The organism is Pseudomonas sp. Os17, assembly GCF_001547895.1.
Lineage (GTDB): Bacteria > Pseudomonadota > Gammaproteobacteria > Pseudomonadales > Pseudomonadaceae > Aquipseudomonas.
Window position 1 is genome coordinate 41,346 of sequence record NZ_AP014627.1, and the last position, 21,085, is coordinate 62,430.

The 21,085-nt window shown below is 63.9% G+C and carries 23 protein-coding genes; 15 read left to right on the top strand and 8 right to left on the bottom strand.

Translation table 11 applies throughout. The features are described 5' to 3' along the window. Positions 1-88 precede the first annotated feature (88 nt). Complete coding sequence (locus POS17_RS00215; protein ID WP_060836846.1) at positions 89-982, top strand: LysR family transcriptional regulator; 894 nt, start codon at positions 89-91, stop codon at positions 980-982. Here the strand turns inward: POS17_RS00215 and POS17_RS00220 are convergent. Next, positions 979-1,305 (bottom strand): DUF883 family protein, encoded by a 327-nt coding sequence (locus POS17_RS00220; protein WP_016965135.1) that lies wholly within the window; start codon positions 1,303-1,305, stop codon positions 979-981. The genes POS17_RS00215 and POS17_RS00220 overlap by 4 nt on opposite strands. Before the next feature lie 157 nt (positions 1,306-1,462). Here POS17_RS00220 and POS17_RS00225 point away from each other — a divergent pair, with 157 nt between their 5' ends. After that, positions 1,463-1,678 (top strand): dodecin, encoded by a 216-nt coding sequence (locus POS17_RS00225; protein ID WP_016965134.1) that lies wholly within the window; start codon positions 1,463-1,465, stop codon positions 1,676-1,678. A 134-nt stretch (positions 1,679-1,812) separates the two neighbouring features. Continuing rightward, a complete protein-coding gene (locus POS17_RS00230) occupies positions 1,813-2,037 on the top strand; it encodes a DUF1161 domain-containing protein (protein ID WP_060836847.1) in 225 nt (74 codons plus the stop codon). Between the two features lie 62 nt (positions 2,038-2,099). Here the strand turns inward: POS17_RS00230 and POS17_RS00235 are convergent, their stop codons facing one another. Beyond that, positions 2,100-3,101 (bottom strand): LLM class flavin-dependent oxidoreductase, encoded by a 1,002-nt coding sequence (locus POS17_RS00235; protein WP_060836848.1) that lies wholly within the window; start codon positions 3,099-3,101, stop codon positions 2,100-2,102. A gap of 241 nt (positions 3,102-3,342) precedes the next feature. Between POS17_RS00235 and POS17_RS00240 the strand changes: the two genes are divergently transcribed. Next, positions 3,343-3,774 (top strand): OsmC family protein, encoded by a 432-nt coding sequence (locus POS17_RS00240; RefSeq protein ID WP_060836849.1) that lies wholly within the window; start codon positions 3,343-3,345, stop codon positions 3,772-3,774. Positions 3,775-3,925: 151 nt separating this feature from the next. Next, entirely contained in the window at positions 3,926-4,159 is a 234-nt protein-coding gene (locus tag POS17_RS00245) for a DUF1161 domain-containing protein (RefSeq protein ID WP_060836850.1), read from the top strand. 6 nt (positions 4,160-4,165) lie between these two features. Here the strand turns inward: POS17_RS00245 and POS17_RS00250 are convergent, their stop codons facing one another. After that, the gene (locus POS17_RS00250) at positions 4,166-4,585 is read right to left on the bottom strand and encodes a PA0061/PA0062 family lipoprotein (protein ID WP_060836851.1); all 420 of its coding nucleotides are present in this window, start codon (positions 4,583-4,585) and stop codon (positions 4,166-4,168) included. A 164-nt stretch (positions 4,586-4,749) separates the two neighbouring features. Here POS17_RS00250 and POS17_RS00255 point away from each other — a divergent pair, with 164 nt between their 5' ends. Then, complete coding sequence (locus tag POS17_RS00255; protein WP_060836852.1) at positions 4,750-5,838, top strand: aminopeptidase; 1,089 nt, start codon at positions 4,750-4,752, stop codon at positions 5,836-5,838. A gap of 128 nt (positions 5,839-5,966) precedes the next feature. On the opposite strand, the gene POS17_RS00260 is transcribed toward POS17_RS00255, so the two are convergent. Both POS17_RS00260 and POS17_RS00265 read right to left on the bottom strand, forming a co-directional pair. Next, complete coding sequence (locus tag POS17_RS00260) at positions 5,967-6,623, bottom strand: HAD family hydrolase (protein WP_060836853.1); 657 nt, start codon at positions 6,621-6,623, stop codon at positions 5,967-5,969. 27 nt (positions 6,624-6,650) lie between these two features. Further along, complete coding sequence (locus POS17_RS00265) at positions 6,651-7,196, bottom strand: gamma carbonic anhydrase family protein (protein ID WP_060836854.1); 546 nt, start codon at positions 7,194-7,196, stop codon at positions 6,651-6,653. An 87-nt stretch (positions 7,197-7,283) separates the two neighbouring features. Between POS17_RS00265 and prlC the strand changes: the two genes are divergently transcribed. Both prlC and POS17_RS00275 read left to right on the top strand, forming a co-directional pair. Beyond that, a complete protein-coding gene (gene prlC, locus POS17_RS00270) occupies positions 7,284-9,362 on the top strand; it encodes an oligopeptidase A (RefSeq protein ID WP_173655878.1) in 2,079 nt (692 codons plus the stop codon). Next, positions 9,359-9,637 (top strand): YheV family putative zinc ribbon protein, encoded by a 279-nt coding sequence (locus tag POS17_RS00275; RefSeq protein WP_060836855.1) that lies wholly within the window; start codon positions 9,359-9,361, stop codon positions 9,635-9,637. The genes prlC and POS17_RS00275 overlap by 4 nt, the downstream gene beginning before the upstream one ends. A gap of 121 nt (positions 9,638-9,758) precedes the next feature. Here POS17_RS00275 and POS17_RS00280 read toward each other — a convergent pair whose 3' ends face one another. Continuing rightward, on the bottom strand, positions 9,759-10,418 hold the full coding sequence (locus tag POS17_RS00280; protein ID WP_060836856.1) for a phosphatase domain-containing protein: 660 nt from the start codon (positions 10,416-10,418) through the stop codon (positions 9,759-9,761). A 290-nt stretch (positions 10,419-10,708) separates the two neighbouring features. Here POS17_RS00280 and POS17_RS00285 point away from each other — a divergent pair, with 290 nt between their 5' ends. Genes POS17_RS00285 through POS17_RS00295 form a run of 3 tightly spaced genes read left to right on the top strand, consistent with a single transcriptional unit; the run spans position 10,709 to position 14,565 of the window. Next, positions 10,709-11,461, top strand: a complete 753-nt coding sequence (locus POS17_RS00285) for a gluconate 2-dehydrogenase subunit 3 family protein (protein ID WP_060836857.1) — start codon at positions 10,709-10,711, stop codon at positions 11,459-11,461. 2 nt (positions 11,462-11,463) lie between these two features. Next, complete coding sequence (locus POS17_RS00290; RefSeq protein WP_060836858.1) at positions 11,464-13,248, top strand: GMC family oxidoreductase; 1,785 nt, start codon at positions 11,464-11,466, stop codon at positions 13,246-13,248. Between the two features lie 12 nt (positions 13,249-13,260). Further along, positions 13,261-14,565 (top strand): c-type cytochrome, encoded by a 1,305-nt coding sequence (locus POS17_RS00295; RefSeq protein WP_060836859.1) that lies wholly within the window; start codon positions 13,261-13,263, stop codon positions 14,563-14,565. Here the strand turns inward: POS17_RS00295 and POS17_RS00300 are convergent. After that, positions 14,552-14,968 (bottom strand): hypothetical protein, encoded by a 417-nt coding sequence (locus POS17_RS00300; protein WP_231978993.1) that lies wholly within the window; start codon positions 14,966-14,968, stop codon positions 14,552-14,554. The two genes, POS17_RS00295 and POS17_RS00300, sit on opposite strands and share 14 nt — an antisense overlap. Positions 14,969-15,164: 196 nt before the next feature. Between POS17_RS00300 and POS17_RS00305 the strand changes: the two genes are divergently transcribed. From POS17_RS00305 to POS17_RS00315, 3 genes are all read left to right on the top strand, one after another. Further along, positions 15,165-16,223 (top strand): PA0069 family radical SAM protein, encoded by a 1,059-nt coding sequence (locus POS17_RS00305; RefSeq protein ID WP_060836860.1) that lies wholly within the window; start codon positions 15,165-15,167, stop codon positions 16,221-16,223. Between the two features lie 241 nt (positions 16,224-16,464). Then, complete coding sequence (locus tag POS17_RS00310) at positions 16,465-17,199, top strand: carbonic anhydrase (protein WP_011058446.1); 735 nt, start codon at positions 16,465-16,467, stop codon at positions 17,197-17,199. A gap of 92 nt (positions 17,200-17,291) precedes the next feature. Then, the gene (locus POS17_RS00315; protein WP_060836861.1) at positions 17,292-18,827 is read left to right on the top strand and encodes a SulP family inorganic anion transporter; all 1,536 of its coding nucleotides are present in this window, start codon (positions 17,292-17,294) and stop codon (positions 18,825-18,827) included. A gap of 65 nt (positions 18,828-18,892) precedes the next feature. On the opposite strand, the gene POS17_RS00320 is transcribed toward POS17_RS00315, so the two are convergent. Then, positions 18,893-19,543, bottom strand: a complete 651-nt coding sequence (locus POS17_RS00320) for a hypothetical protein (protein WP_060836862.1) — start codon at positions 19,541-19,543, stop codon at positions 18,893-18,895. A 370-nt stretch (positions 19,544-19,913) separates the two neighbouring features. Between POS17_RS00320 and coxB the strand changes: the two genes are divergently transcribed. After that, the gene (gene coxB / locus POS17_RS00325; RefSeq protein ID WP_060836863.1) at positions 19,914-21,041 is read left to right on the top strand and encodes a cytochrome c oxidase subunit II; all 1,128 of its coding nucleotides are present in this window, start codon (positions 19,914-19,916) and stop codon (positions 21,039-21,041) included. Positions 21,042-21,085: the final 44 nt, after the last annotated feature.

The window sequence follows — 21,085 nt, forward strand, 5'->3', positions numbered from 1 at the left end:
AAAGACAATGGGGCTCACTCTACCCCTGACACCGAAGGCTGAAAACCGATAAGATCGCCGCAACCTGTCAGGAAAACTCACCTATCCCATGAGCCGTGACCTGCCCCCCCTGAATGCCCTGCGGGCCTTCGAAGCCACCGCCCGGCTTAACAGCGTCAGCCAGGCTGCCGAACAACTGCATGTCACCCATGGCGCGGTGAGCCGGCAGTTGAAAGTGCTGGAGGAACACCTGGGCCTGAGCCTGTTCGTCAAGGATGGACGTGGCATTAAACTCACAGATGCCGGGGTTCGGCTGCGCGATGCCAGCAGCGAGGCCTTCGAGCGGCTGCGGGACGTCTGCGGCGAGCTGACCCGGGGCAGCGCCGACGCGCCGTTCGTCCTGGGTTGCTCCGGCAGCCTGCTGGCGCGCTGGCTGATTCCGCGTCTGGGGCGCCTGAATGCCGACCTGCCGGACCTGCGCCTGCACCTCTCCGCCGGTGAAGGGGACCTGGACCCCCGGCGCCCGGGGCTGGATGCCCTGCTGGTGTTTGCCGAGCCGCCGTGGCCGGCGGACATGCAGGTCTATGAGCTGGCCTGCGAGCGCATCGGGCCGGTGCTCAGCCCGCGCTATGCCGGTTACTCGCGGTTGCGCACGGCGCCGGCCACGGCCCTTGGCGCGGAGTCGCTGCTGCACACCACGTCGCGTCCCCAGGCCTGGCCCAGCTGGGCTCGACATAACGGCATCGCCGCCGAGGCGCTGAAGTACGGGCAGGGGTTCGAGCATCTGTATTACTTGCTGGAAGCGGCGGTGGCCGGGCTGGGCGTGGCAATCGCGCCGGAGCCGTTGGTGGCCGAGGACTTGCTGGCGGGCAGGCTGGTTGCCCCGTGGGGGTTTTCCGACACCCCGGGGCAACTGGCACTGTGGTTACCCAAGCGCGCCGCGGATGGGCGCGCCCGACAGTTGGCGCAGTGGTTGAAAAACGAACTGCGCCAGCCGGTTTAGTTGCCGCGCTTGCACAGCAGGTAGGCGGCCAGCAGGCCGATGGCCCCGACCGCGACACCGGCGGTCGCCCACGGGTGTTCCTGGGCGTAGTCGCGGGTGGCGATACCGGTTTCCCGGGTTTTCACTTTGACTTCTTCATAGGCATCGCTGATCAGGCTGCGGGAATGCTTGAGGGCATTCTCGGCGTTGCTCTTGAGGGCCTTGAGGGTCTTGCGCGATTCGTCGGTCGCATCGTCCTTGAGGCTTTCCAGGGATTTGAGCAGGCTTTCGATCTCGGCTTCCATACTTTCCAGTGAGGCTTTGCGTAACGAGGTGTTGGCCATGTCGGCTCTCCTGCAGGGTAGTGAACGGACTCTGTAGGTTCCGACTGCGGCCTGTTCGGAAAGTGCAGAAAATCTGAACTAGCCGTGAGCAATGGCGCCCCAAGTAATAAGAAAAATCACTGCTAGGCTGTATTTCACAGCAAAAAAGGAGAGCGCCATGACTGATCATCACACCTACAAGAAAGTCGAACTGGTGGGTTCGTCGCCGAACAGCATCGAAGAGGCAATCAATAACGCGCTGGCCGAGGCGCATAAAAGCATCAAGCACCTGGAGTGGTTCGAAGTGACCGAAACCCGGGGCCATATCAAGGACGGCAAGGCCGCGCATTTTCAGGTCACCCTCAAGGTCGGCTTCCGGATTGCCAATAGTTAAAAGCTTGAGCTAGGCTCTGGAACTTGTGCGCTGGCCGAGTGCCATAGGAAATGGCAAAGCGCTACAACTGTCTTGAGCCTCTGTCAGGCTGGCGTCAACGCCGCCTCTTTTGATCCGACCAGGGAATGCGACCGATGAAAAAACTAGTATTAGCAGCTGCTTTGTTGAGTCTTGCGGGAACAGCCCTTGCCGCCGGCAAGCCGTGCGAGGAGCTGAAAAGCGAGATCGCCGCGAAGATCGACGCCAAGGGCGCCAAGCATTATTCGCTGGAAGTGGTCGACAAAGGCGCGGCGGCGGATGGCAAAGTGGTTGGCACCTGCGAAGCGGGTTCCAAGGAGATTGTCTACAAGCGCGGTTGAACCCCTGTAGATGTTCGATAAAAAGCCGACGCCTGGGCGTCGGCTTTTTTATGCCTGTCAATTTAGCCTTGCATCACCTGTGACAGCAGCTCGTAGGAGTGCAGCCGATCGGCGTGCTCGTACAGATCGCAGGTGAAGATCAGCTCATCGGCGCCGGTCTGTTCGATCAGGACTTCGAGCTTGGCGCGGATTTTCGCCGGGCTGCCGATCATCGCCAGGCCGAGGAAACTCGACACCGCTTCCTTCTCGTGGGGCAGCCACAGGCCGTCCATGCTGGTCACCGGCTTGCGCTGTACCAGGCTCTGGCCGCGCATCAGCGCCAGGATCCGCTGGTACACCGAGGTCGCCAGGTAGTCGGCCTGTTCATCGCTATCGGCCGCCACCAGCGGCACCCCCAGCATCACATAGGGCTTGTCGAGCACTGCCGAAGGCTCGAAGTGATTGCGATAGACGCGAATCGCCTCATGCAGGTAGCGCGGTGCGAAATGCGAGGCGAAGGCGTAGGGCAAACCCCGTTCCCCGGCCAATTGCGCACTGAACAGGCTGGAGCCCAGCAGCCACACCGGGACGTTGGTCCCGCTGCCCGGCATCGCGATCACCCGTTGTTCCGGGGTCCGTGGGCCGAGATAGGACATCAGTTCCGCCACGTCCTCGGGGAAGTCGTCGGCGCTGCCGGAGCGCTCCCGACGCAGGGCCCGGGCGGTCATCTGGTCGGAACCCGGCGCCCGGCCCAGGCCGAGGTCGATGCGTCCCGGGTACAGGCTTTCCAGGGTGCCGAACTGTTCGGCGATCACCAGCGGCGCATGGTTGGGCAGCATCACCCCGCCGGAGCCGACGCGAATGGTCGAGGTGCCACCGGCCAGATAGCCGATCAGTACCGAGGTGGCGGAGCTGGCGATACCGTCCATGTTGTGGTGCTCGGCGACCCAGAAGCGCGTGTAGCCGAGCTTTTCCACGTGTTGCGCCAGGTCCAGGGAGTTGCGCAGAGACTGCGCCGGGCTGCCGTCTTCACGCACGGGCACCAGGTCGAGGGTCGAGAATTTAACAGCGGACAGCGGTTTCATAAGCCTGCTTCTCCTTGAGGGTGCGCAGGCCTTTGTCATGAGCCAAAACCTGCCGAAATCTGTAAGTCAGATCTATGCAATGTGGGCATATACCCGAGATTCAATAGTCAGAGTGAATTTGTCGGGTAAAGAGCGCCGCTGCACACCGGCTGAACTTTGCCGTCAGATCTATCCTCAGAACCCTTAGGCAACAGAAACCAGCGTGGTGCGAGCTTTCGCATCGGTTCTTGAGGAGAAAGAGATGAGTATCAAAAAGAAAGCCTCGGCGCATTGGGAAGGTGATCTGAAAACCGGCATCGGCTCGATCTCGACCGAAACCGGGGTATTGCGCGAGGCGCCCTACGGCTTCAAGGCCCGTTTCGAGGGCGGCAAGGGCACCAATCCGGAGGAGTTGATCGGTGCCGCCCATGCGGGGTGCTTCTCCATGGCCTTTTCGATGATTCTCGGCGAGGCCGGGCTCAAGGCGGACAGCATCGACACCCAGGCCGAAGTGACCCTGGATCAGGTCGACGGCGGCTTCGCCATCACAGCGGTGCACCTGATCCTCAAGGCGAAGATCCCCGGCGCCAGCCAGCAGCAGTTCACTGAACTGAGCAACAAGGCCAAGGAAGGGTGTCCGGTGTCCAAGGTGCTCAATGCCAAGATCAGCCTGGACGCGACGCTGCTGGGCTGATGGTTTTGCTGGCAAGTCGGCTCCTGCAGCGGTCTGCGGGAACCGGCTTGCCGGCAAAGGCGTCTGTGCGACGCACAAGCACCTGTGGTCGAATACGCGACGGCGGCTTCAGTGCACCCTCGTGCGCGCCGCAGCAAGGGAGCTTTAGATCATGAAACGTTTTGCCTTGGCGGTTGCAAGTTGCGCGCTGGCCACATCGGCCCTCGCCGCCCCCAAGCCTTGTGATGAACTCAAGGCCGAGATCGAAGCCAAGATCCAGGCTCAGGGCGTGCCTTCCTACACCTTGGAAATCGTCACCAACGACGAAGTCCACGACAACAACATGGTGGTCGGCAGCTGTGAGAACGGCACCAAGAAGATCATCTACCAGAAGAACGATCGCTGAGCCGCGTCAGGGCACGCAGTTGATCATCCGCTCCTCGGCCACGATCTCGCCCTGGGCGTTGTACAGCCGGGCGCTGGGGGTGAAGGCCAGGTTGCGCGCCTCCAGGCGATAGCGCTGGCCGGCCTGGAAATGGTCGTAGCGCAGGCTCAGGTAGCACAGGCGCTCCTGGGGGTCGTTGTTCATGCCCATGCCGCCGCTGAACACTTCGAAATCGAAGCGCACCATCAATTCGTGGCTGCCGGGGCTGACCTGGAAGTAGCGACCGTCCCTCAGGCGCTGGTTGTCCAGGCGCTCGGCCATGACCAGCTTGCCACCCGGAGTCGGCGTGGCCAGGTCGATCCAGGCCTGCTGGGGATCGACGTTGGGCAAGGGGCTGGAGCAGGCGCCGAGGGCGGCGAGGCTGAGGGCGAGCAGTAAGTGGCGCATGACAGTGGCCGATTGAGCGTGGGGAATTCGAGCATAACGCTGATCAGCGACCTTGGCAGCCCTCTGCTCGTGTTGCGGGCCTTTGCGCTGGCGTCACGGGTGCCTGGCGCAGCGTCGGGCTGGCGAGATAGTCTTGCCGGCAGATTTTCTGTGGATGATGCACATTGAACAGGCCGCCTTCATGCCATCGGATACGTGATGCCGTTTCGCGTCTCCTGCTGCCGATCCTGGTGCTTGGCCTGCTCAGCGGCTGCAGCAGCCTGGGTTACTACGGCCAACTGGCCAGCGGCCAGTTGCAACTGTTGCGGGCGCGCACCCCGGTGGCCGAGGTGTTGGCAGATCCCGCCCGTGACCCGACCCTGCGGGCCCACCTGGCCCAGTCGCAACAGGCCCGGGACTTTGCCAGCCGGCACCTGCACCTGCCGGACAACCGCAGCTACCGGCTGTATGTCGACATCGGCCGGCCCTATGTGGTGTGGAATGTGTTCGCTACGCCGGAGTTCTCCCTGAGCCCGCAGACTCACTGCTTTCCCATTGCCGGTTGCGTGGCCTATCGCGGCTATTACAGCCAGGGCGCGGCTCGCGGCGAGGCGGCGCTGCAGCGGCAACAGGGCATGGACGTGGCGATTGGCGGGGTGGAGGCCTATTCGACCCTGGGCTGGTTCGATGACCCGATCATCAGCTCGATGATGCACTGGGGCGATGAACGCCTGGCGACCCTGATCTTCCATGAGCTGGCGCATCAGCGCGTCTATGTGAAGGACGACACCCAGTTCAACGAATCCTTCGCCACCTTCGTCGAGCAGGAAGGCACCCGGCAATGGCGGGCCTATCGCGGGCTGGCGCCCCAGGACAATACCGACGTGCGTCAGCGCGATCAGTTCATCCAACTGTTGCTGGACACCCGCCAGCGCCTGGAGCGCCTGTATGCCCTGCCCTTGCCCGCCGAGCAGATGCGCCAGCGCAAGGCGCAGGCCTTCGAGACGTTGCGCCGGGATTACCGGCAGATGCGTGACAGTCAGTGGGCCGGTTCCAAGCGCTATGACGCCTGGATCGACCAGCCGCTGAACAACGCCCGCTTGCTGCCTTTCGGCCTGTACGACCAGTGGGTTCCGGCGTTTGCCGCGCTGTTCAAGCAGGTGAACGGGGATTGGCCGGCTTTCTTTCGCGCCGTGGAAACGCTGGGGCACTTGCCGGCCGAGCAGCGCAAGGCCGCTTTAGTGCGGCTGCAAGACACGGCACCCGCTTCGTAGGAACCAGGGCGAATACCCTGTGGCGAGGGAGCTTGCTCCCGCTGGACTGCGGAGCAGTCCCATTTCTAGGACCGCTGCGCGCGCCAGCGGAAGCAAGCTCTTACAGCGCTGTCCTTAACTGATCGGCATTAACCCTGGGAGCGCAAAAACGCCTGATGCAGCTCGGCCAGCGTCTCGAAGTGATAGGCCGGCGCCTCGGCGCTCAACTCCTCGCGGCTGCCAAAGCCATAGCCCACCGCCGCCGCGTCCAGGCCGTTGCGCTTGGCACCGATCAGGTCGTGCTTGCGGTCGCCGACCATCAGGGTCGTGGCCGGGTCCAGCTGTTCCTGTTCCAGCACGTGGGCGATCAGTTCCACCTTGTCGGTGCGGGTGCCGTCCAGTTCGCTGCCGTAGATCACCTTGAAGTGGCGGGCGAAGTCGAAGTGGCGGGCGATTTCCCGGGCGAAGACCCAGGGCTTGGAGGTCGCGATGTACAGCTGGCGCCCTTGCCCGCCGAGGGTTTCCAGCAGCGGCGTGACGTCGTCGAAGACGCGGTTCTCGTACAGGCCGGTGACCTTGAAGCGTTCGCGATAGAAGTTCACCGCCTCCCAGGCCCGGGCCTCGTCGAAACCGTAGAACTGCATGAAGGCCTGCAACAGCGGCGGGCCGATGAAATGCTCCAGGCGGGTCAGGTCCGGTTCGTCGATACCCAACTGGCCCAGGGCGAACTGGATCGAGCGGGTAATGCCTTCGCGCGGGTCGGTCAGGGTGCCGTCGAGGTCGAACAGGACGGTTTGGTAATGCATGGCGGTTCCTCGGCAGTCAGTAGCGGATCAGGGCCGGTCGTAGCCTTCGGACAGGTGCAGGTCCTTGAGTTTCACGTAGTTGGCGGCGCTGTAGGTGAAGAACGCCCGTTCCTTGTCGGTCAGCGGGCGCGCCTGCTTCACCGGGCTGCCGACGTAGAGAAAGCCGCTTTCCAGGCGCTTGCCCGGTGGCACCAGGCTGCCGGCGCCGACGATCACCTCGTCTTCCACCACCGCGCCGTCCATGACGATGCTGCCCATGCCGATCAGTACCCGGCTGCCGATGCTGCAGCCGTGGAGCATGACTTTGTGGGCGATGGTCACGTCGTCGCCGATCAGCAGCGGGAAGCCGTCGGGGTTGAAGGGGCCGGCGTGAGTGATGTGCAGCACGCTGGCGTCCTGCACGCTGGTGCGCGCGCCGATGCGGATGCGGTGCATGTCGCCGCGGATCACCGTCAGTGGCCAGACCGAGCTGTCGGCGCCGATTTCCACATCGCCGATGACCACTGCCGAGTGGTCGACAAAGGCCCGTTCGCCCAGGCTCGGGGTGTGGTTCTGATAGCTGCGAATGGCCAAGTGCGAATGCCTCTCTGAGATTTATTAATGGGGGCTATAGCTGCGGTGGCCGCTCATTGTAATTAAGATGGTGCTACGTTTCCCTGCATGTTTCTTCCAGCCAAGGTGCCCACCGTGAGTGTGAACAACCCTCTTCTGCAGCCCTACGACCTGCCGCCGTTCTCGGCGATCCGCGCCGAGCATGTGCAACCGGCCATCGAACAGATCCTGGCTGACAACCGCGCCGCCATCGCTGAAATCCTCAAGACCCAAGCCACCCAGCCCACCTGGGCCGGGCTGGTATTGGCCATGGACGAGCTCAATGATCGCCTGAGCGCGGCCTGGAGCCCGGTCAGCCACCTCAACGCGGTGTGCAACAGCGCCGAACTGCGTGAAGCCTACGAGGCCTGCCTGCCGGCCTTGAGCGCCTACTCCACGGAAATGGGCCAGAACCGCGAGCTGTTCCAGGCTTTCGACGCCCTGGCCAAGAGCCCCGAAGCCGCCGGTTTCGACGTGGCGCAGAAGACCATCCTCGAGCATTCCCTGCGGGACTTCCGCCTGTCGGGCATCGACCTGCCGCCGGAGCAGCAGCAGCGCTACGCGCAGGTGCAGAGCAAGCTGTCCGAGCTGGCCAGCCGTTTCTCCAACCAGTTGCTGGACGCCACCCAGGCCTGGACCAAGCACATTACCGACGAAGCGGCCCTGGCCGGCCTGACCGATTCGGCCAAGGCGCAGATGGCCGCCGCGGCCCAGGCCAAGGGCCTGGACGGCTGGCTGATCACCCTGGAATTCCCCAGCTACTACGCGGTGATGACCTACGCCCAGGACCGGGCCCTGCGTGAAGAGGTCTATGCCGCCTACTGCACCCGGGCGTCGGACCAAGGCCCTAACGCCGGTCAGCACGACAACGGCCCGGTGATGGAAGAGATCCTCGACCTGCGTCAGGAATTGGCCAAGCTCCTGGGCTTTGCCAGCTTTTCCGAACTCAGCCTGGCCACCAAGATGGCCGAGTCCAGCGATCAGGTGCTGAGCTTCCTGCGGGACCTGGCCAAGCGCAGCAAACCCTTTGCCGCTCAGGACCTGGAGCAGCTGCGGGCCTATGCCGCCGAACAGGGTTGCCCCGACCTGCAAAGCTGGGACAGCGGTTTCTATGGCGAGAAGCTGCGCGAGCAGCGTTACAGCGTGTCCCAGGAAGCCCTGCGCGCCTACTTCCCCATCGACAAGGTCCTTGGCGGCCTGTTCGCCATCGTCCAGCGCCTATACGGCATCGAGATCGCCGAGCAGCAAGGTTTCGACAGCTGGCACCCGGACGTGCGCCTGTTCGAGATCAAGGAAAACGGCCAGCACGTCGGTCGCTTCTTCTTCGACCTCTACGCCCGCTCCAACAAGCGCGGCGGTGCCTGGATGGACGGCGCCCGTGACCGTCGCCGCACCGTGGGCGGCGTATTGCAGAGCCCGGTGGCCAACCTGGTGTGCAACTTCACCCCGGCCGACAGCGGCAAGCCTGCACTCCTGACCCACGACGAAGTCACCACCCTGTTCCACGAATTCGGCCATGGTCTGCACCACCTGCTGACCCGGGTCGAGCATGCCGGGGTTTCCGGCATCAATGGCGTGGCCTGGGACGCGGTGGAACTGCCGAGCCAGTTCATGGAGAACTGGTGCTGGGAGCCCGAAGGCCTGGCGCTGATCTCCGGTCACTATGAAACCGGCGAGCCGCTGCCCCAGGACCTGCTGCAGAAGATGCTGGCGGCGAAGAACTTCCAGTCCGGGCTGATGATGGTGCGCCAGCTGGAATTCTCGCTGTTCGACTTCGAACTGCATGCCACCCACGGCGACGGCCGCAGCGTGCTGCAAGTGCTGGAAACCGTGCGTGACGAAGTCTCGGTGATGCGTCCGCCGGCCTACAACCGCTTCCCCAACAGCTTCGCCCACATCTTCGCCGGTGGTTACGCAGCGGGTTACTACAGCTACAAATGGGCGGAAGTGCTGTCGGCCGATGCCTTCTCCAGGTTCGAGGAAGAGGGTGTGCTCAACCCGGCCACCGGGCGCGCCTTTCGCGAGGCGATCCTGGCCCGTGGCGGTTCCCAGGAGCCGATGGTGCTGTTCGTCGACTTCCGCGGACGGGCGCCGTCGATTGACGCACTCTTGCGCCATAGCGGCCTCAGCGAGGACGCGGCAGCATGAGTGACGCACCCGTGAAGACCAAGAAACGCTTTATCGCCGGGGCGGTGTGCCCGGCGTGCAGTGAGCAGGACAAGCTGATGATGTGGAGCGAGGACGACGTGCCCCATCGCGAGTGCGTGGCCTGTGGCTATGCCGACACCCTCAACGCCCAGGGGCTGTCGGTGCCCAAGGAACTGGGAACCCGGGTCAACCACGCGGCCCCCAAGGCCGCCGATACCAAGGTGCAATCGGTGCAGTTTTTCCCCAACCCCAAGTTGAAGAAAAAAACCGACTGACCAGGCAAGAAAAAGCCGGCTCCCTCGCAGGAGCCGGCTTGCCGGCGAAGCAATTCGCCACCCCCTTCCCTCACCACCTGCGCTTTCGCGAGCAAGCTCGTTCCTACAGAGGGGGCGGTGCTTAGTGGCTCAGCGGCTTGGTCGCGCCCACCGTCTCGAACCAGCTCTTCACCGAACAGGTGGCGAACACGCTGGTGCTGCAGTCGCCATTGGCCAGCGCGGTGCGCAACTTGTCGACATCGGCCTGCATCATGTAGCGAATGCCGTCCTTGAAGTGGGAACTGTCGCCAAATCCGCCTTGAGTCATTTCATTCAGGGCTTCCTCTTTGCTCCAACCCTGGACCACCACCCGGTACATGGCCGACATCAGGCCGGTGCGGTCCGAGCCATGTTTGCAGTGCATCAGCACCGGGCCCTGGGCTTCGGCGCTCTGGATGGCGCGCAGGGCCTTGAGCACGTCGGCGTCATCCACATGGTTGGTGCGGTAGGGCAACTGCACCTGATTGATGCCCGGACTCGACAGCCAGCTGGAGTCGGACTCCGGAAGGAAGTTGATCACGGTCCCGACCTTGAGTTTTTCCAGCAGGGGCACCGCGCCCTTGTCCGGCAGGGCGCTGCGGTACAGGGTCGGCGACATCTGATACAGGTTGTATTGCTTCTCCACCGGCTGCGCCCATTGCTCCGGGCGATTGGCGGAAGTATCGGCGGCCCGGGCCTGTGGCCCGGCGATCAGTGCCAGCAGCGACAGACAAAGTGCAGCAATGAATCGGGTTCTGGACATGTGAGGGTCACTGAATGAGGGCATTGAATGTCATCCAGTGTCCGCCACGCTCGGTCAAAGCCCTGTGAGCCGGCCGTCAAAGAAATGTGAAGCGGATGGGCCATATCCGGCTGCCTGCGATCTTTTTCGCCTGAAACGATTCATCCAGATGCTTAGCCTGCTACCATTTGTAACCAAAGTTTGCTGATGTGTTCATCCACCGGGCCTGGCCCGGCTTTTTGCGTTGCCCAAACATAAAGTCGCGCCATGACGCGGCTGACCAATCCATCAATGCCTGATGAGGTGCACCGATGTCCGATCAAGATCGAGACAACCCGCGGCGTGAGTTCTTGCGTAAATCCCTGACCCTGATCCCCGTGGTCACTGTCGCCAGTACCGGCCTGGGCAGTTCCATGCTGGCGGCGGCTCCCGAAGCGGTGGCCCCAGCCAGGCCGGCGGCGCCGGGCAAGCTGCCCACGGGCAGCCCGAGCTATGAACCGAGCTACTTCAGCGCCGAAGAGTGGGCCTTCATCAAGGCCGCAGTGGAACGCCTGATTCCCGCCGACGACATGGGCCCGGGTGCCCTGGAAGCCGGGGTGCCGGAGTACATCGACCGGCAAATGAACACCCCCTACGCCGCCGGTGCCCTGTGGTACATGCAAGGCCCGTTCAAGGCCGACGCCGCGCCGGAGATGGGCTGGCAGAGCAAGCTGGTGCCCAAGGACATCTATCGCCTGGGCATTGCCGCCGTGGATGCATGGTGCAAAGACCTCAAGGGTCAAGTTTTTGCCGCGCAAGACAGCGCTACCCGAGACGCTTTGCTCAAGCAGCTGGAAGCCGGAACCCCGCAGTTCGAGGCGGTCCCGGCCAAGCTTTTCTTCAATCTGCTGTTGCAGAACACCAAGGAAGGCTTCTTCAGCGACCCGATCCATGGCGGCAATAAAGGCCTGGTGGGCTGGACCCTGATCGGCTTTCCCGGCGCACGCGCCGATTTCATGGACTGGGTGGAACGCAACGAACAGTACCCCTTCCCGGCAGTATCGATTCGCGGCGAGAGGGCTTGAACATGACCACAGTGATGAAGAAGGTCGACGCGGTGATCGTCGGTTTCGGCTGGACCGGCGCGATCATGGCCAAGGAGCTGACCGAGGCCGGGCTCAACGTGCTGGCGCTGGAGCGCGGGCCGATGCAGGACACCTACCCTGACGGCAGCTATCCCCAGGTGATCGACGAGCTCACCTACAGCGTGCGCAAGAAACTCTTCCAGGACATTTCCAAGGAGACGGTGACCATTCGCCACAGCGTCAACGAGGTGGCCCTGCCCAACCGGCAACTGGGCGCCTTTCTGCCGGGCAACGGCGTGGGCGGTGCCGGCCTGCACTGGTCCGGGGTGCACTTTCGGGTCGACCCCATCGAACTGCGCATGCGCAGTCACTACGAAGAGCGCTACGGCAAGAGCTTCATCCCCAAGGACATGACCATCCAGGACTTCGGTGTCAGCTATGAAGAGCTGGAGCCGTTCTTCGACTTCGCGGAAAAGGTCTTCGGCACCTCCGGCCAGGCCTGGACCGTGAAGGGCCAGCGGGTGGGCGAAGGCAAGGGCGGCAATCCCTATGCCCCGGATCGCTCGGACCACTTCCCGCTGGAGTCGCAGAAGAACACCTATTCCGCACAGCTGTTTCAGAAAGCCGCCAGTGAGGTGGGCTACAAACCCTACAACCTGCCGTCGGCCAATACCTCGGGACCCTACACCAACCCCTATGGTGCGCAGATGGGGCCGTGCAACTTCTGCGGTTTCTGCAGCGGCTACGTCTGCTACATGTATTCCAAGGCCTCGCCCAACGTGAACATTCTGCCGGCCCTCAAGCCGCTGCCGAATTTCGAGTTGCGCCCCAATTCCCACGTGCTCAAGGTCAACCTCGACAGCAGCAAGACCCGCGCCACCGGCGTCACCTATGTCGACGGCCAGGGCCGGGAGATCGAGCAGCCGGCGGACCTGGTGATCCTCGGCGCCTTCCAGTTGCACAACGTGCGGCTGATGCTGCTGTCGGGCATCGGCAAGCCCTACGACCCGATCAGCGGCGAAGGCGTGGTGGGCAGGAACTTCGCCTACCAGAACATGGCCACCATCAAGGCCTACTTCGACAAGGACGTGCACACCAACAACTTCATCGGCGCCGGCGGCAACGGCGTGGCGGTGGACGACTTCAACGCCGACAACTTCGACCACGGCCCGCACGGCTTCGTCGGCGGCTCGCCGATGTGGGTCAACCAGGCCGGCAGCCGGCCGATTGCCGGCACCTCGAACCCGCCGGGCACTCCGGCCTGGGGCAGTGCCTGGAAGAAAGCCACCGCCGACTACTACACCCACCAGGTGTCGATGGACGCCCACGGCGCGCATCAGTCCTACCGTGGCAACTACCTGGATCTGGACCCGGTGTACCGCGATGCCTACGGCTTGCCGCTGCTGCGGATGACCTTCGACTGGCAGGAAAACGACATCAAGATGAACCGTTTCATGGTCGAGAAGATGGGCAAGATCGCCGAGGCGATGAACCCCAAGGCCATTGCCCGGCTGGGCAAGCAGGTGGGTGAGCGCTTCAACACCGCGTCCTACCAGACCACCCACCTGAACGGTGGCGCGATCATGGGCACCGATCCCAAGACCAGCGCCCTGAACCGCTACTTGCAGAGCTGGGACGTGCACAACGTCTTCGTTCCCGGGGCTTCGGCCTTCCCCCAGGGCCTGGGCTACAACCCCACCGGCCTGGTGGCGGCGCTGACCTACTGGTCGGCCCGGGCGATCCGCGAGCAGTACCTGAAGAACCCCGGCCCGCTGGTGCAGGCATAAGGAGCGATGACCATGAAAGCACTCGTTATCGCCACCCTGGCCCTGCTGGGCAGCGCCTCGGTCGGCGCCGCCGAAGCGGATCAGCAGGCCCTGGTGCAACAGGGCGAATACCTGGCCCGCGCCGGAGACTGCGTGGCCTGCCACACCGCCAAGGACGGCAAACCGTTCGCCGGCGGGCTACCGATGGAAACCCCCATCGGCGTGATCTATTCCACCAACATCACCCCGGACAAGACCGGCATCGGCGACTACAGCTTCGAGGACTTCGACCAGGCCGTGCGCCATGGCGTGGCCAAGGGCGGCAGTACCCTGTACCCGGCCATGCCCTTCCCGTCCTATGCCCGGGTCAGCGACGCCGACATGCAGGCGCTCTACGCCTACTTCATGAAGGGCGTGGCGCCGGTGGCCAGGGACAATCAGGACAGCGACATTCCCTGGCCCCTGAGCATGCGCTGGCCGTTGTCGATCTGGCGCTGGATGTTCGCCCCCAGTGTGGAAACCCCTGCACTGGCGACCGGCAGCGACCCGGTGATCAGTCGCGGCGCCTACCTGGTGGAAGGCCTGGGCCACTGCGGCGCCTGCCATACACCACGGGCCCTGACCATGCAGGAGAAGGCCTTGAGCGCCAGCGACGGCAGTGCTTTCCTCTCCGGCAGCGCACCGCTGGAAGGCTGGATCGCCAAGAACCTGCGGGGCGATCACCAGGACGGCCTGGGCAGCTGGAGCGAAGAGCAGTTGGTGCAGTTCCTCAAGACCGGTCGCAGTGATCGCAGCGCGGTGTTCGGCGGCATGAGCGATGTGGTGGTGCACAGCATGCAGTACCTGAGCGAGGCCGACCTGACGGCGATTGCCCGCTACCTCAAGTCACTGCCGGCCAAGGACCCCAAGGACCTGCCGCACACGTATGACCAGCAGGTGGCCCAAGCCCTGTGGAACGGTGACGACAGCAAGCCCGGCGCGGCGGTGTACATCGACAACTGCGCGGCCTGCCACCGTACCGACGGCCATGGCTACACCCGGGTGTTCCCGGCGTTGGCGGGCAACCCGGTGCTGCAGTCGGCGGATGCCACCTCGCTGATCCACATCGTGCTCAAGGGCGGCACCTTGCCAGCCACCCACAGCGCGCCGTCGACCTTCACCATGCCGCCCTTCGCCTGGCGCCTGTCGGACCAGGAGGTGGCCGACGTGGTCAACTTCATCCGCAGCAGTTGGGGCAATCAGGCTTCGTCGGTCAAGCCCGGGGACGTGGCGGCGCTGCGCAAGGGCGACCTGCAGAGCAGGTCCAACGACGATTTGGGGCCCTTCACTCGTCACTAGCGTCAAGGCCGGCGCCCGCTGCGGGCGTCGGTCCGGCGCTGGCTGTTGCGCCCTGGGTGAAGCGCTGGATGCCCAAGCGGCTTTGCAGCTGATAGCCGGCGATGCAGTCCGCCAGCCCGGCGTTCATCAGGTCTTCCCAGCTTGCCGGGAGCAGGCCGATGCCATCGTGGTGGGGGCTCCAGCGCACTTCGGCGAACTTCGGGTCCGCTTTATCGAAGGGTTGCTGGACGCTCACCGCGGCCTTTTCGATGTCCTGGGTGCACAGCTCGAATTCGCAGGCCAGGCCCCAGAGCTGGCCATCGGGCGCCCTGACGATGATCAGGTCGGCGCCTTGTTCGTAGCTGGGGAGGTAGGCATCTGCCGCGTAGAAGATCTTTTCCAGCGTGCCGGGCGTCCTGGGCATGTTTGCGCTCCTGTTGTTTGAGCCTGCCTTATACCCTAACGCCACAAACCTGTAGGAGCCGGCTTGCCGGCGAAGGTGCGTTAAGGCCTGCGTCGCGCGGGGGTAGGTTTGCTTGCGGGGGTGTTTCGGTCCGGCGGTGCTGGTCAGATAAATCCGACTCCATTACTGTATGCGCATACAGTAATGGAGCGCTCCCATGATCACCCCCCTGCCTCCCCGTGGTCGCGGCACCGCGAGCAATCCGCACAACCGTTTCGCGCCCAAGCGTTCGGTGGCCGAGGACGACGGCTGGTATCAGGAGGTGCCGCTGACCCAGGGCACCGAGGTGCGTTTTGAAACGGCCAAGTCGATCATCACCCGCAACAGTTCGCCGGACCTGCCCTTCGACCGTTCGATCAATCCCTATCGCGGTTGCGAGCATGGCTGCATCTACTGCTACGCGCGGCCCAGCCACGCTTACTGGGACATGTCGCCGGGGCTGGACTTTGAAACCAAGCTGATCGCCAAGAGCAACGCTGCCGCCCTGCTGGAGCAGCAGTTGTCCAGGCCCGGCTATCGCTGCGCCCCGATCAACCTGGGGTCCAACACCGATCCCTATCAGCCCATCGAGCGCGAGCAGCAACTGACCCGGCGCACCCTGGAGGTGCTGCTGCGCTACCGGCACCCGGTGACCATCGTCACCAAGGGCTCGCTGATCCTGCGCGACCTGGACCTGCTGGCCGAGCTGGCCCGGCAGCGGCTGGTGGCGGTGATGATCAGCCTGACCACCCTGGACGATGAGTTGAAGCGCATTCTCGAACCCCGGGCGGCGGCGCCCAAGGCGCGATTGCGGGCAATCCGGGTGATGCGTGAAGCAGGCATTCCGGTCGGGGTGCTGTGTTCGCCGATGATCCCGATGATCAACGACAGCGAGCTGGAAAGCCTGCTCAACGAGGCCCATGCCGCCGGGGCGCAGAGCGCCGCCTACATGATGCTGCGCCTGCCCCTGGAGGTGGCGCCGCTGTTCGAGGAATGGCTGGCAGCGCATTACCCGCAACGGGCTGCCCATGTGCTCAGCCTGATCCGCCAGAGCCGCGGCGGCGAGCTGTATGACAGTCGCTTTGGCAGCCGCATGCGCGGCGAGGGACCCTTCGCCGACCTGCTGGCCCAGCGTTTTGCCAAGGCTCTCAGGCGTCTGGGGCTCAACCGCCGCGAGGGGTTCGATCTCGACTGCTCGGCCTTCTGTCCGCCCGGCGGACAGATGTCGTTGCTCTGAGCGGCATTGGCCTATCTTGAGGGGTGGGCGGCGTTGGCCGAGGGCCGCCGGTCACCTTTTGCTATCGCCAATAGTGGCGTTCTAGAGCCTTGCATTCAGTTTGAGTTAAGTTTTTGTGGCTACTTTGTTCATCGAGTGACCCATTGGTCGCGTTCGGCGGCTCGGTTGTTTTTTAATCGATTGCTGGCGTCGTGCCGGATAATTCTGGAAAATTCACCAAATCCGACAGAGAGGCTGAATCATGAGTGACAAGGATAAACAGCCGTTGGCTGCGTCGGCTCCCGCACCCACCGAGGTTGCCGAAACCGCCGATGCAGCGCTGCAGCATATCGTTGACGGCTTTTTGCATTTTCATCATGAAGTCTTCCCGCAGCAGGAAGAGTTGTTCAAGAAACTGGCCACGGCCCAGCGGCCACGGGCGATGTTCATTGCCTGTGCCGATTCGCGCATCGTTCCCGAACTCATCACCCAAAGCTCCCCGGGCGACCTGTTCGTGACCCGCAACGTGGGTAACGTGGTGCCGCCTTACGGGCAGATGAACGGTGGTGTGTCCACGGCGATCGAGTACGCGGTGCTGGCCCTGGGGGTGCATCACATCATCGTCTGCGGGCATTCGGACTGCGGCGCCATGCGTGCGGTGCTCAATCCCCAGAGCCTGGAGAAGATGCCCACGGTCAAGGCCTGGCTGCGCCATGCCGAAGTGGCGCGGACCATGGTCCACGAAAACTGCGATTGCGCCGACGAGTCGTCCAGCATGCATGTGCTGACCGAAGAGAACGTCATCGCCCAGTTGCAGCACCTGCGCACCCACCCTTCCGTGGCCTCGCGCATGGCCAACGGCCAGTTGTTCATCCATGGCTGGGTCTACGACATCGAAACCAGCTCGATCAAGGCCTACGACGCGGACAAGGGTTGCTTCCTGCCGCTCGATGGCAGCCATCCGATCCCAGTGGCGACGCCCAAAGCGCGCTTCTGAATCCCCCTAAATCCCCCTGAGTGGTTGTAGCCAGGGCTGCCGTTTGGCAGCCCGGCTTTGCCACGCCTGAAGAAAATGTCGGGAGATGCGTCATGCGTGCAGCACAGCTGAAAAATGTCCTGCCCCGGGAGCTGCTGGCTTCGGTGGTGGTGTTCCTGGTGGCCCTGCCCCTGTGCATGGGGATTGCCATCGCTTCCGGTCTGCCACCGGCCAAGGGGCTGATTACCGGGATCATCGGTGGCCTGGTGGTGGGCTGGCTGGCGGGCTCGCCGTTGCAGGTCAGCGGCCCGGCCGCCGGGCTGGCGGTGCTGGTGTTCGAACTGGTGCGCCAGCACGGCGTGGCCATGCTCGGGCCGATCCTGCTGTTGGCCGGGTTGCTGCAATTGCTCGCCGGGCGCCTGCGTCTGGGCTGCTGGTTCAGGGTCACGGCGCCGGCGGTGGTCTACGGCATGCTGGCGGGCATCGGGGTGTTGATTGTGTTGTCCCAGGTGCATGTGATGTTCGATGCCGCGCCCCTGGCTTCGGGGCTGGACAACCTCCTCGGCTTGCCCCGGACCCTGGCCCAGGCCTTGCCGAGCCTGGGCTGGCAGGCCGGCCTGCTGGGGCTGTCGACCATGGCGCTGATGTGGGGCTGGGACCGGTGGCGGCCCCGGGCACTGCGGTTCATTCCCGGTGCCTTGTTGGGGGTGGGACTGACGACCCTGGCCAGCCTGCTCCTGGCCCTGGAAGTGAAGCGGGTCGAGGTGCCTGCCAACCTGGCCGAGGCCATCGACTGGCTGCGCCCTGCCGACCTGCTCGATCTGGCGGACCCGACCCTGCTGGTGGCGGCCTTCGCCGTGGCCTTCATCGCCAGTGCCGAAACCCTGCTCTCGGCGGCGGCCGTGGATCGCATGCACAGCGGGGTGCGTTCGGATTTCGACCGGGAACTCTCGGCCCAGGGCGTGGGCAACATGCTCTGCGGCCTGCTGGGCGCCCTGCCGATGACCGGGGTCATCGTGCGCAGCTCGGCCAACGTCCAGGCCGGGGCCCAGACCCGTTTCTCGACGGTGTTCCATGGTCTGTGGCTGCTGGCTTTCGTGTTGCTGCTGTCCAGTGTGCTGCAGAGCATTCCGGTGGCGAGCCTGGCCGGGGTGCTGGTCTATACCGGCTGCAAGCTGGTGGACCTGAAGGCCTTTCGCGGCCTGGGGCGTTACGGGCGCATGCCGATGTTCACCTACGCGCTGACGGCCCTGGCGATTGTCTTCAGTGATCTGCTGACCGGGGTGCTGATCGGCTTTGCCCTGACTCTGGCCAAGCTGGCGTTCAAGGCTGCGCGCCTGAAGATCAGCCTGATCGGGCTGGAGCGCGAGGGCGAGCTGGAGTTGCGCCTGGTGGGCGCGGCGACCTTTCTCAAAGTCCCGGCCCTGACGCGGGTGCTGGCGACGATTGCACCGGGCAGCACCGTGCATGTGCCGCTCAATCACCTGAGCTATATCGATCACGCCTGTCTGGAGTTGCTGGAGGAATGGGCACGGGCCAACAGCGCCAGGGGCTCGAAGTTGTTGATCGAGGCGCGGGGTTTGCGGCGGCGTCTGGAGGGGCGGCTGAGCCCGGCCGGTGTCGTGGGCGCGGTGCCGGTACGCAGTTGAGTCGGCGAGGAGGTTGGCCCCTTCGCCACAAGGCTCGGAGCGAGCCTTGCTGGCGAGGAGTGGGGTCAGGCGGCGGGCTGGTCCAGTTCCAGTTCCACGCCCAGCTGGCGCGACAGGCAGGGCCAGCGCTTCCAGGCGGCCTCGGTGTCCGGGCTGTTGAGTGTGTCGCGGTAGGCTTCCACCGATTCCAGGGCGAAGCTCTCTTCGTTGAGCATGGCGTCGACGGCGTGGTGCACCGCTTCATCCAGCTGGTTGGCGAAGGTTTCGCCGATCAGTTGGTGGGCGATGAGGTTGGCGACCGTCATGTCCAGGGGGATCAGCGGACGGCCGAAATGCTTGATGTACAGGTCGTTGACTTCCTCCACCAGGCGCAGGGCCAGGTAGGCTTCGTCCAGCAGGCTGTCGAGGCCGACGTGGCCATCCAAGATGGCCGGCGGCTGGAGGAAGAATTGCTCGGCGATCTTCAGTACCGGCTTGATCTGCGACTCGATGCCGGCTTCGCGGGCCACCGCGTTGGCGGCGTCCAGCAGGTCCGGAACCTGGTCGATGTAGGCGCTGACGAAACGGGTCAGGACGCCCTTGGCGTCGACTTCGGGCAGCTGGATGGAGGGGTGCAGGTGAGGCAGTTGCGTTTCCAGCTGACGGGTCAGAAGGCCCGTGCTGGCTTCGTGTTGCTGGGCCAGCTGGATCTGCTCGCGCAATGCGACGGTGTTCATGAAAACTCCAGGGACAAGGACATGAATAGGGAGCACATAAGTTAGCGTGCTTACAAAAGCGGTTAAGACGCATTTGTCATAATTATTTCATGCTTAGTCATCGCGGTTATATCGTGGTGTGCGCCCCTGCTCCCGACCCCTTTCGCGCCGTGGCCTGCAAAGGCCTTTTCCGGTGTTTCAGGTGATTTTCGCCAGCGCGTTGCGAGGTGAGAGTCGCTGTCTATACTCGCCAAGGAATGAAGTTAGCTGATGACGCTCGACTGCAAACGCAGCGAGGCCCCGGCCGGTTTAAGTTCGTAGTCTAGGCAGCCGCTCCCTTGCCGCAGGTGTTGAGCCTCCGGGATAACAAGAACGATAAGGGGAACCCGCAATGATGCGACATCCACATGTCTGGATGGGCCTCCTGTTGTGGTCGGTATTCAGCCAGGCGCAAGCCGCCTGGACGGTGAATATGACGCCTGGGGCGACCGAGATAAGCCACGCGGTATTCGACCTGCACATGACCATCTTCTGGATCTGTGTGGTGATCGGGCTGATCGTCTTCGGCGCGATGTTCTGGTCGATGATCGTGCACCGTCGCTCCACCGGCCAGGTCCCGGCCCGCTTCCACGAAAGCACCACGGTGGAAATCCTCTGGACCATCATTCCCTTCCTGATCCTGGTGGCCATGGCCGTGCCTGCCACGGCAACGCTGATCAAGATGTACGACACCAGCGAGCCGGACGTGGACATCCAGATCACCGGCTACCAGTGGAAGTGGCACTACAAGTACCTGGGCCAGGATGTGGAGTTCTTCAGCAACCTGGCCACTCCCGCCGAGCAGATCCACAACAAGACCGCCAAGGGCGAGCACTACCTGTTGGAAGTCGACCAGCCGCTGGTGCTGCCGGTGGGGGCCAAGGTGCGCTTCCTGGTGACCGCCGCCGATGTCATTCACTCCTGGTGGGTGCCGGCCTTCGCGGTCAAGCGTGACGCCATCCCCGGCTTCGTCAACGAGGCCTGGACCCGGGTCGACAAGCCCGGCATCTACCGCGGCCAGTGCGCCGAGCTGTGCGGCAAGGACCACGGCTTCATGCCGATCGTGGTCGAGGTCAAGAGTCAGGCCGACTACGACACCTGGCTCGGCGAACGCAAGGCCGAGGCGGCCAAGCTCAAGGAGCTGACCAGCAAGGAATGGACCCTGGACGAGCTGGTGGCCCGTGGCGACAAGGTCTACCACACCACCTGCGTCGCCTGTCACCAGGCCGAGGGCCAGGGCCTGCCACCGATGTTCCCGGCGCTCAAGGGCTCGAAGATCGCCACCGGTCCCAAGGAGGCTCACCTGAGCCTGGTGTTCCACGGCAAGCCGGGCACCGCCATGGCGGCGTTCGGCAAGCAGCTCTCGGAAGTCGACATCGCCGCCGTGGTCACCTACGAACGCAACGCCTGGGGCAACAACAAGGGCGACATGGTGACGCCCAAGGATGTCCTGGCGCTGAAACAGGCGGAAAGCAAATGAGCCGGTTCATCGAGTATTTGCGCAAGCGGTCGCGGCACGTCGCT

Coding starts and splice junctions, on each gene's coding strand:
- prlC (WP_173655878.1), top strand. CDS start 7,284: ATGTTTCTTCCAGCCAAGGTGCCCACCGTGAGTGTGAACAACCCTCTT.
- POS17_RS00285 (WP_060836857.1), top strand. CDS start 10,709: ATGTCCGATCAAGATCGAGACAACCCGCGGCGTGAGTTCTTGCGTAAA.
- POS17_RS00225 (WP_016965134.1), top strand. CDS start 1,463: ATGACTGATCATCACACCTACAAGAAAGTCGAACTGGTGGGTTCGTCG.
- POS17_RS00310 (WP_011058446.1), top strand. CDS start 16,465: ATGAGTGACAAGGATAAACAGCCGTTGGCTGCGTCGGCTCCCGCACCC.
- POS17_RS00275 (WP_060836855.1), top strand. CDS start 9,359: ATGAGTGACGCACCCGTGAAGACCAAGAAACGCTTTATCGCCGGGGCG.
- POS17_RS00305 (WP_060836860.1), top strand. CDS start 15,165: ATGATCACCCCCCTGCCTCCCCGTGGTCGCGGCACCGCGAGCAATCCG.
- POS17_RS00295 (WP_060836859.1), top strand. CDS start 13,261: ATGAAAGCACTCGTTATCGCCACCCTGGCCCTGCTGGGCAGCGCCTCG.
- POS17_RS00230 (WP_060836847.1), top strand. CDS start 1,813: ATGAAAAAACTAGTATTAGCAGCTGCTTTGTTGAGTCTTGCGGGAACA.
- POS17_RS00320 (WP_060836862.1), bottom strand. CDS start 19,543: ATGAACACCGTCGCATTGCGCGAGCAGATCCAGCTGGCCCAGCAACAC.
- POS17_RS00215 (WP_060836846.1), top strand. CDS start 89: ATGAGCCGTGACCTGCCCCCCCTGAATGCCCTGCGGGCCTTCGAAGCC.
- POS17_RS00315 (WP_060836861.1), top strand. CDS start 17,292: ATGCGTGCAGCACAGCTGAAAAATGTCCTGCCCCGGGAGCTGCTGGCT.
- POS17_RS00280 (WP_060836856.1), bottom strand. CDS start 10,418: ATGTCCAGAACCCGATTCATTGCTGCACTTTGTCTGTCGCTGCTGGCA.
- POS17_RS00220 (WP_016965135.1), bottom strand. CDS start 1,305: ATGGCCAACACCTCGTTACGCAAAGCCTCACTGGAAAGTATGGAAGCC.
- POS17_RS00240 (WP_060836849.1), top strand. CDS start 3,343: ATGAGTATCAAAAAGAAAGCCTCGGCGCATTGGGAAGGTGATCTGAAA.
- coxB (WP_060836863.1), top strand. CDS start 19,914: ATGATGCGACATCCACATGTCTGGATGGGCCTCCTGTTGTGGTCGGTA.
- POS17_RS00260 (WP_060836853.1), bottom strand. CDS start 6,623: ATGCATTACCAAACCGTCCTGTTCGACCTCGACGGCACCCTGACCGAC.
- POS17_RS00250 (WP_060836851.1), bottom strand. CDS start 4,585: ATGCGCCACTTACTGCTCGCCCTCAGCCTCGCCGCCCTCGGCGCCTGC.
- POS17_RS00290 (WP_060836858.1), top strand. CDS start 11,464: ATGACCACAGTGATGAAGAAGGTCGACGCGGTGATCGTCGGTTTCGGC.
- POS17_RS00235 (WP_060836848.1), bottom strand. CDS start 3,101: ATGAAACCGCTGTCCGCTGTTAAATTCTCGACCCTCGACCTGGTGCCC.
- POS17_RS00245 (WP_060836850.1), top strand. CDS start 3,926: ATGAAACGTTTTGCCTTGGCGGTTGCAAGTTGCGCGCTGGCCACATCG.
- POS17_RS00300 (WP_231978993.1), bottom strand. CDS start 14,968: ATGCCCAGGACGCCCGGCACGCTGGAAAAGATCTTCTACGCGGCAGAT.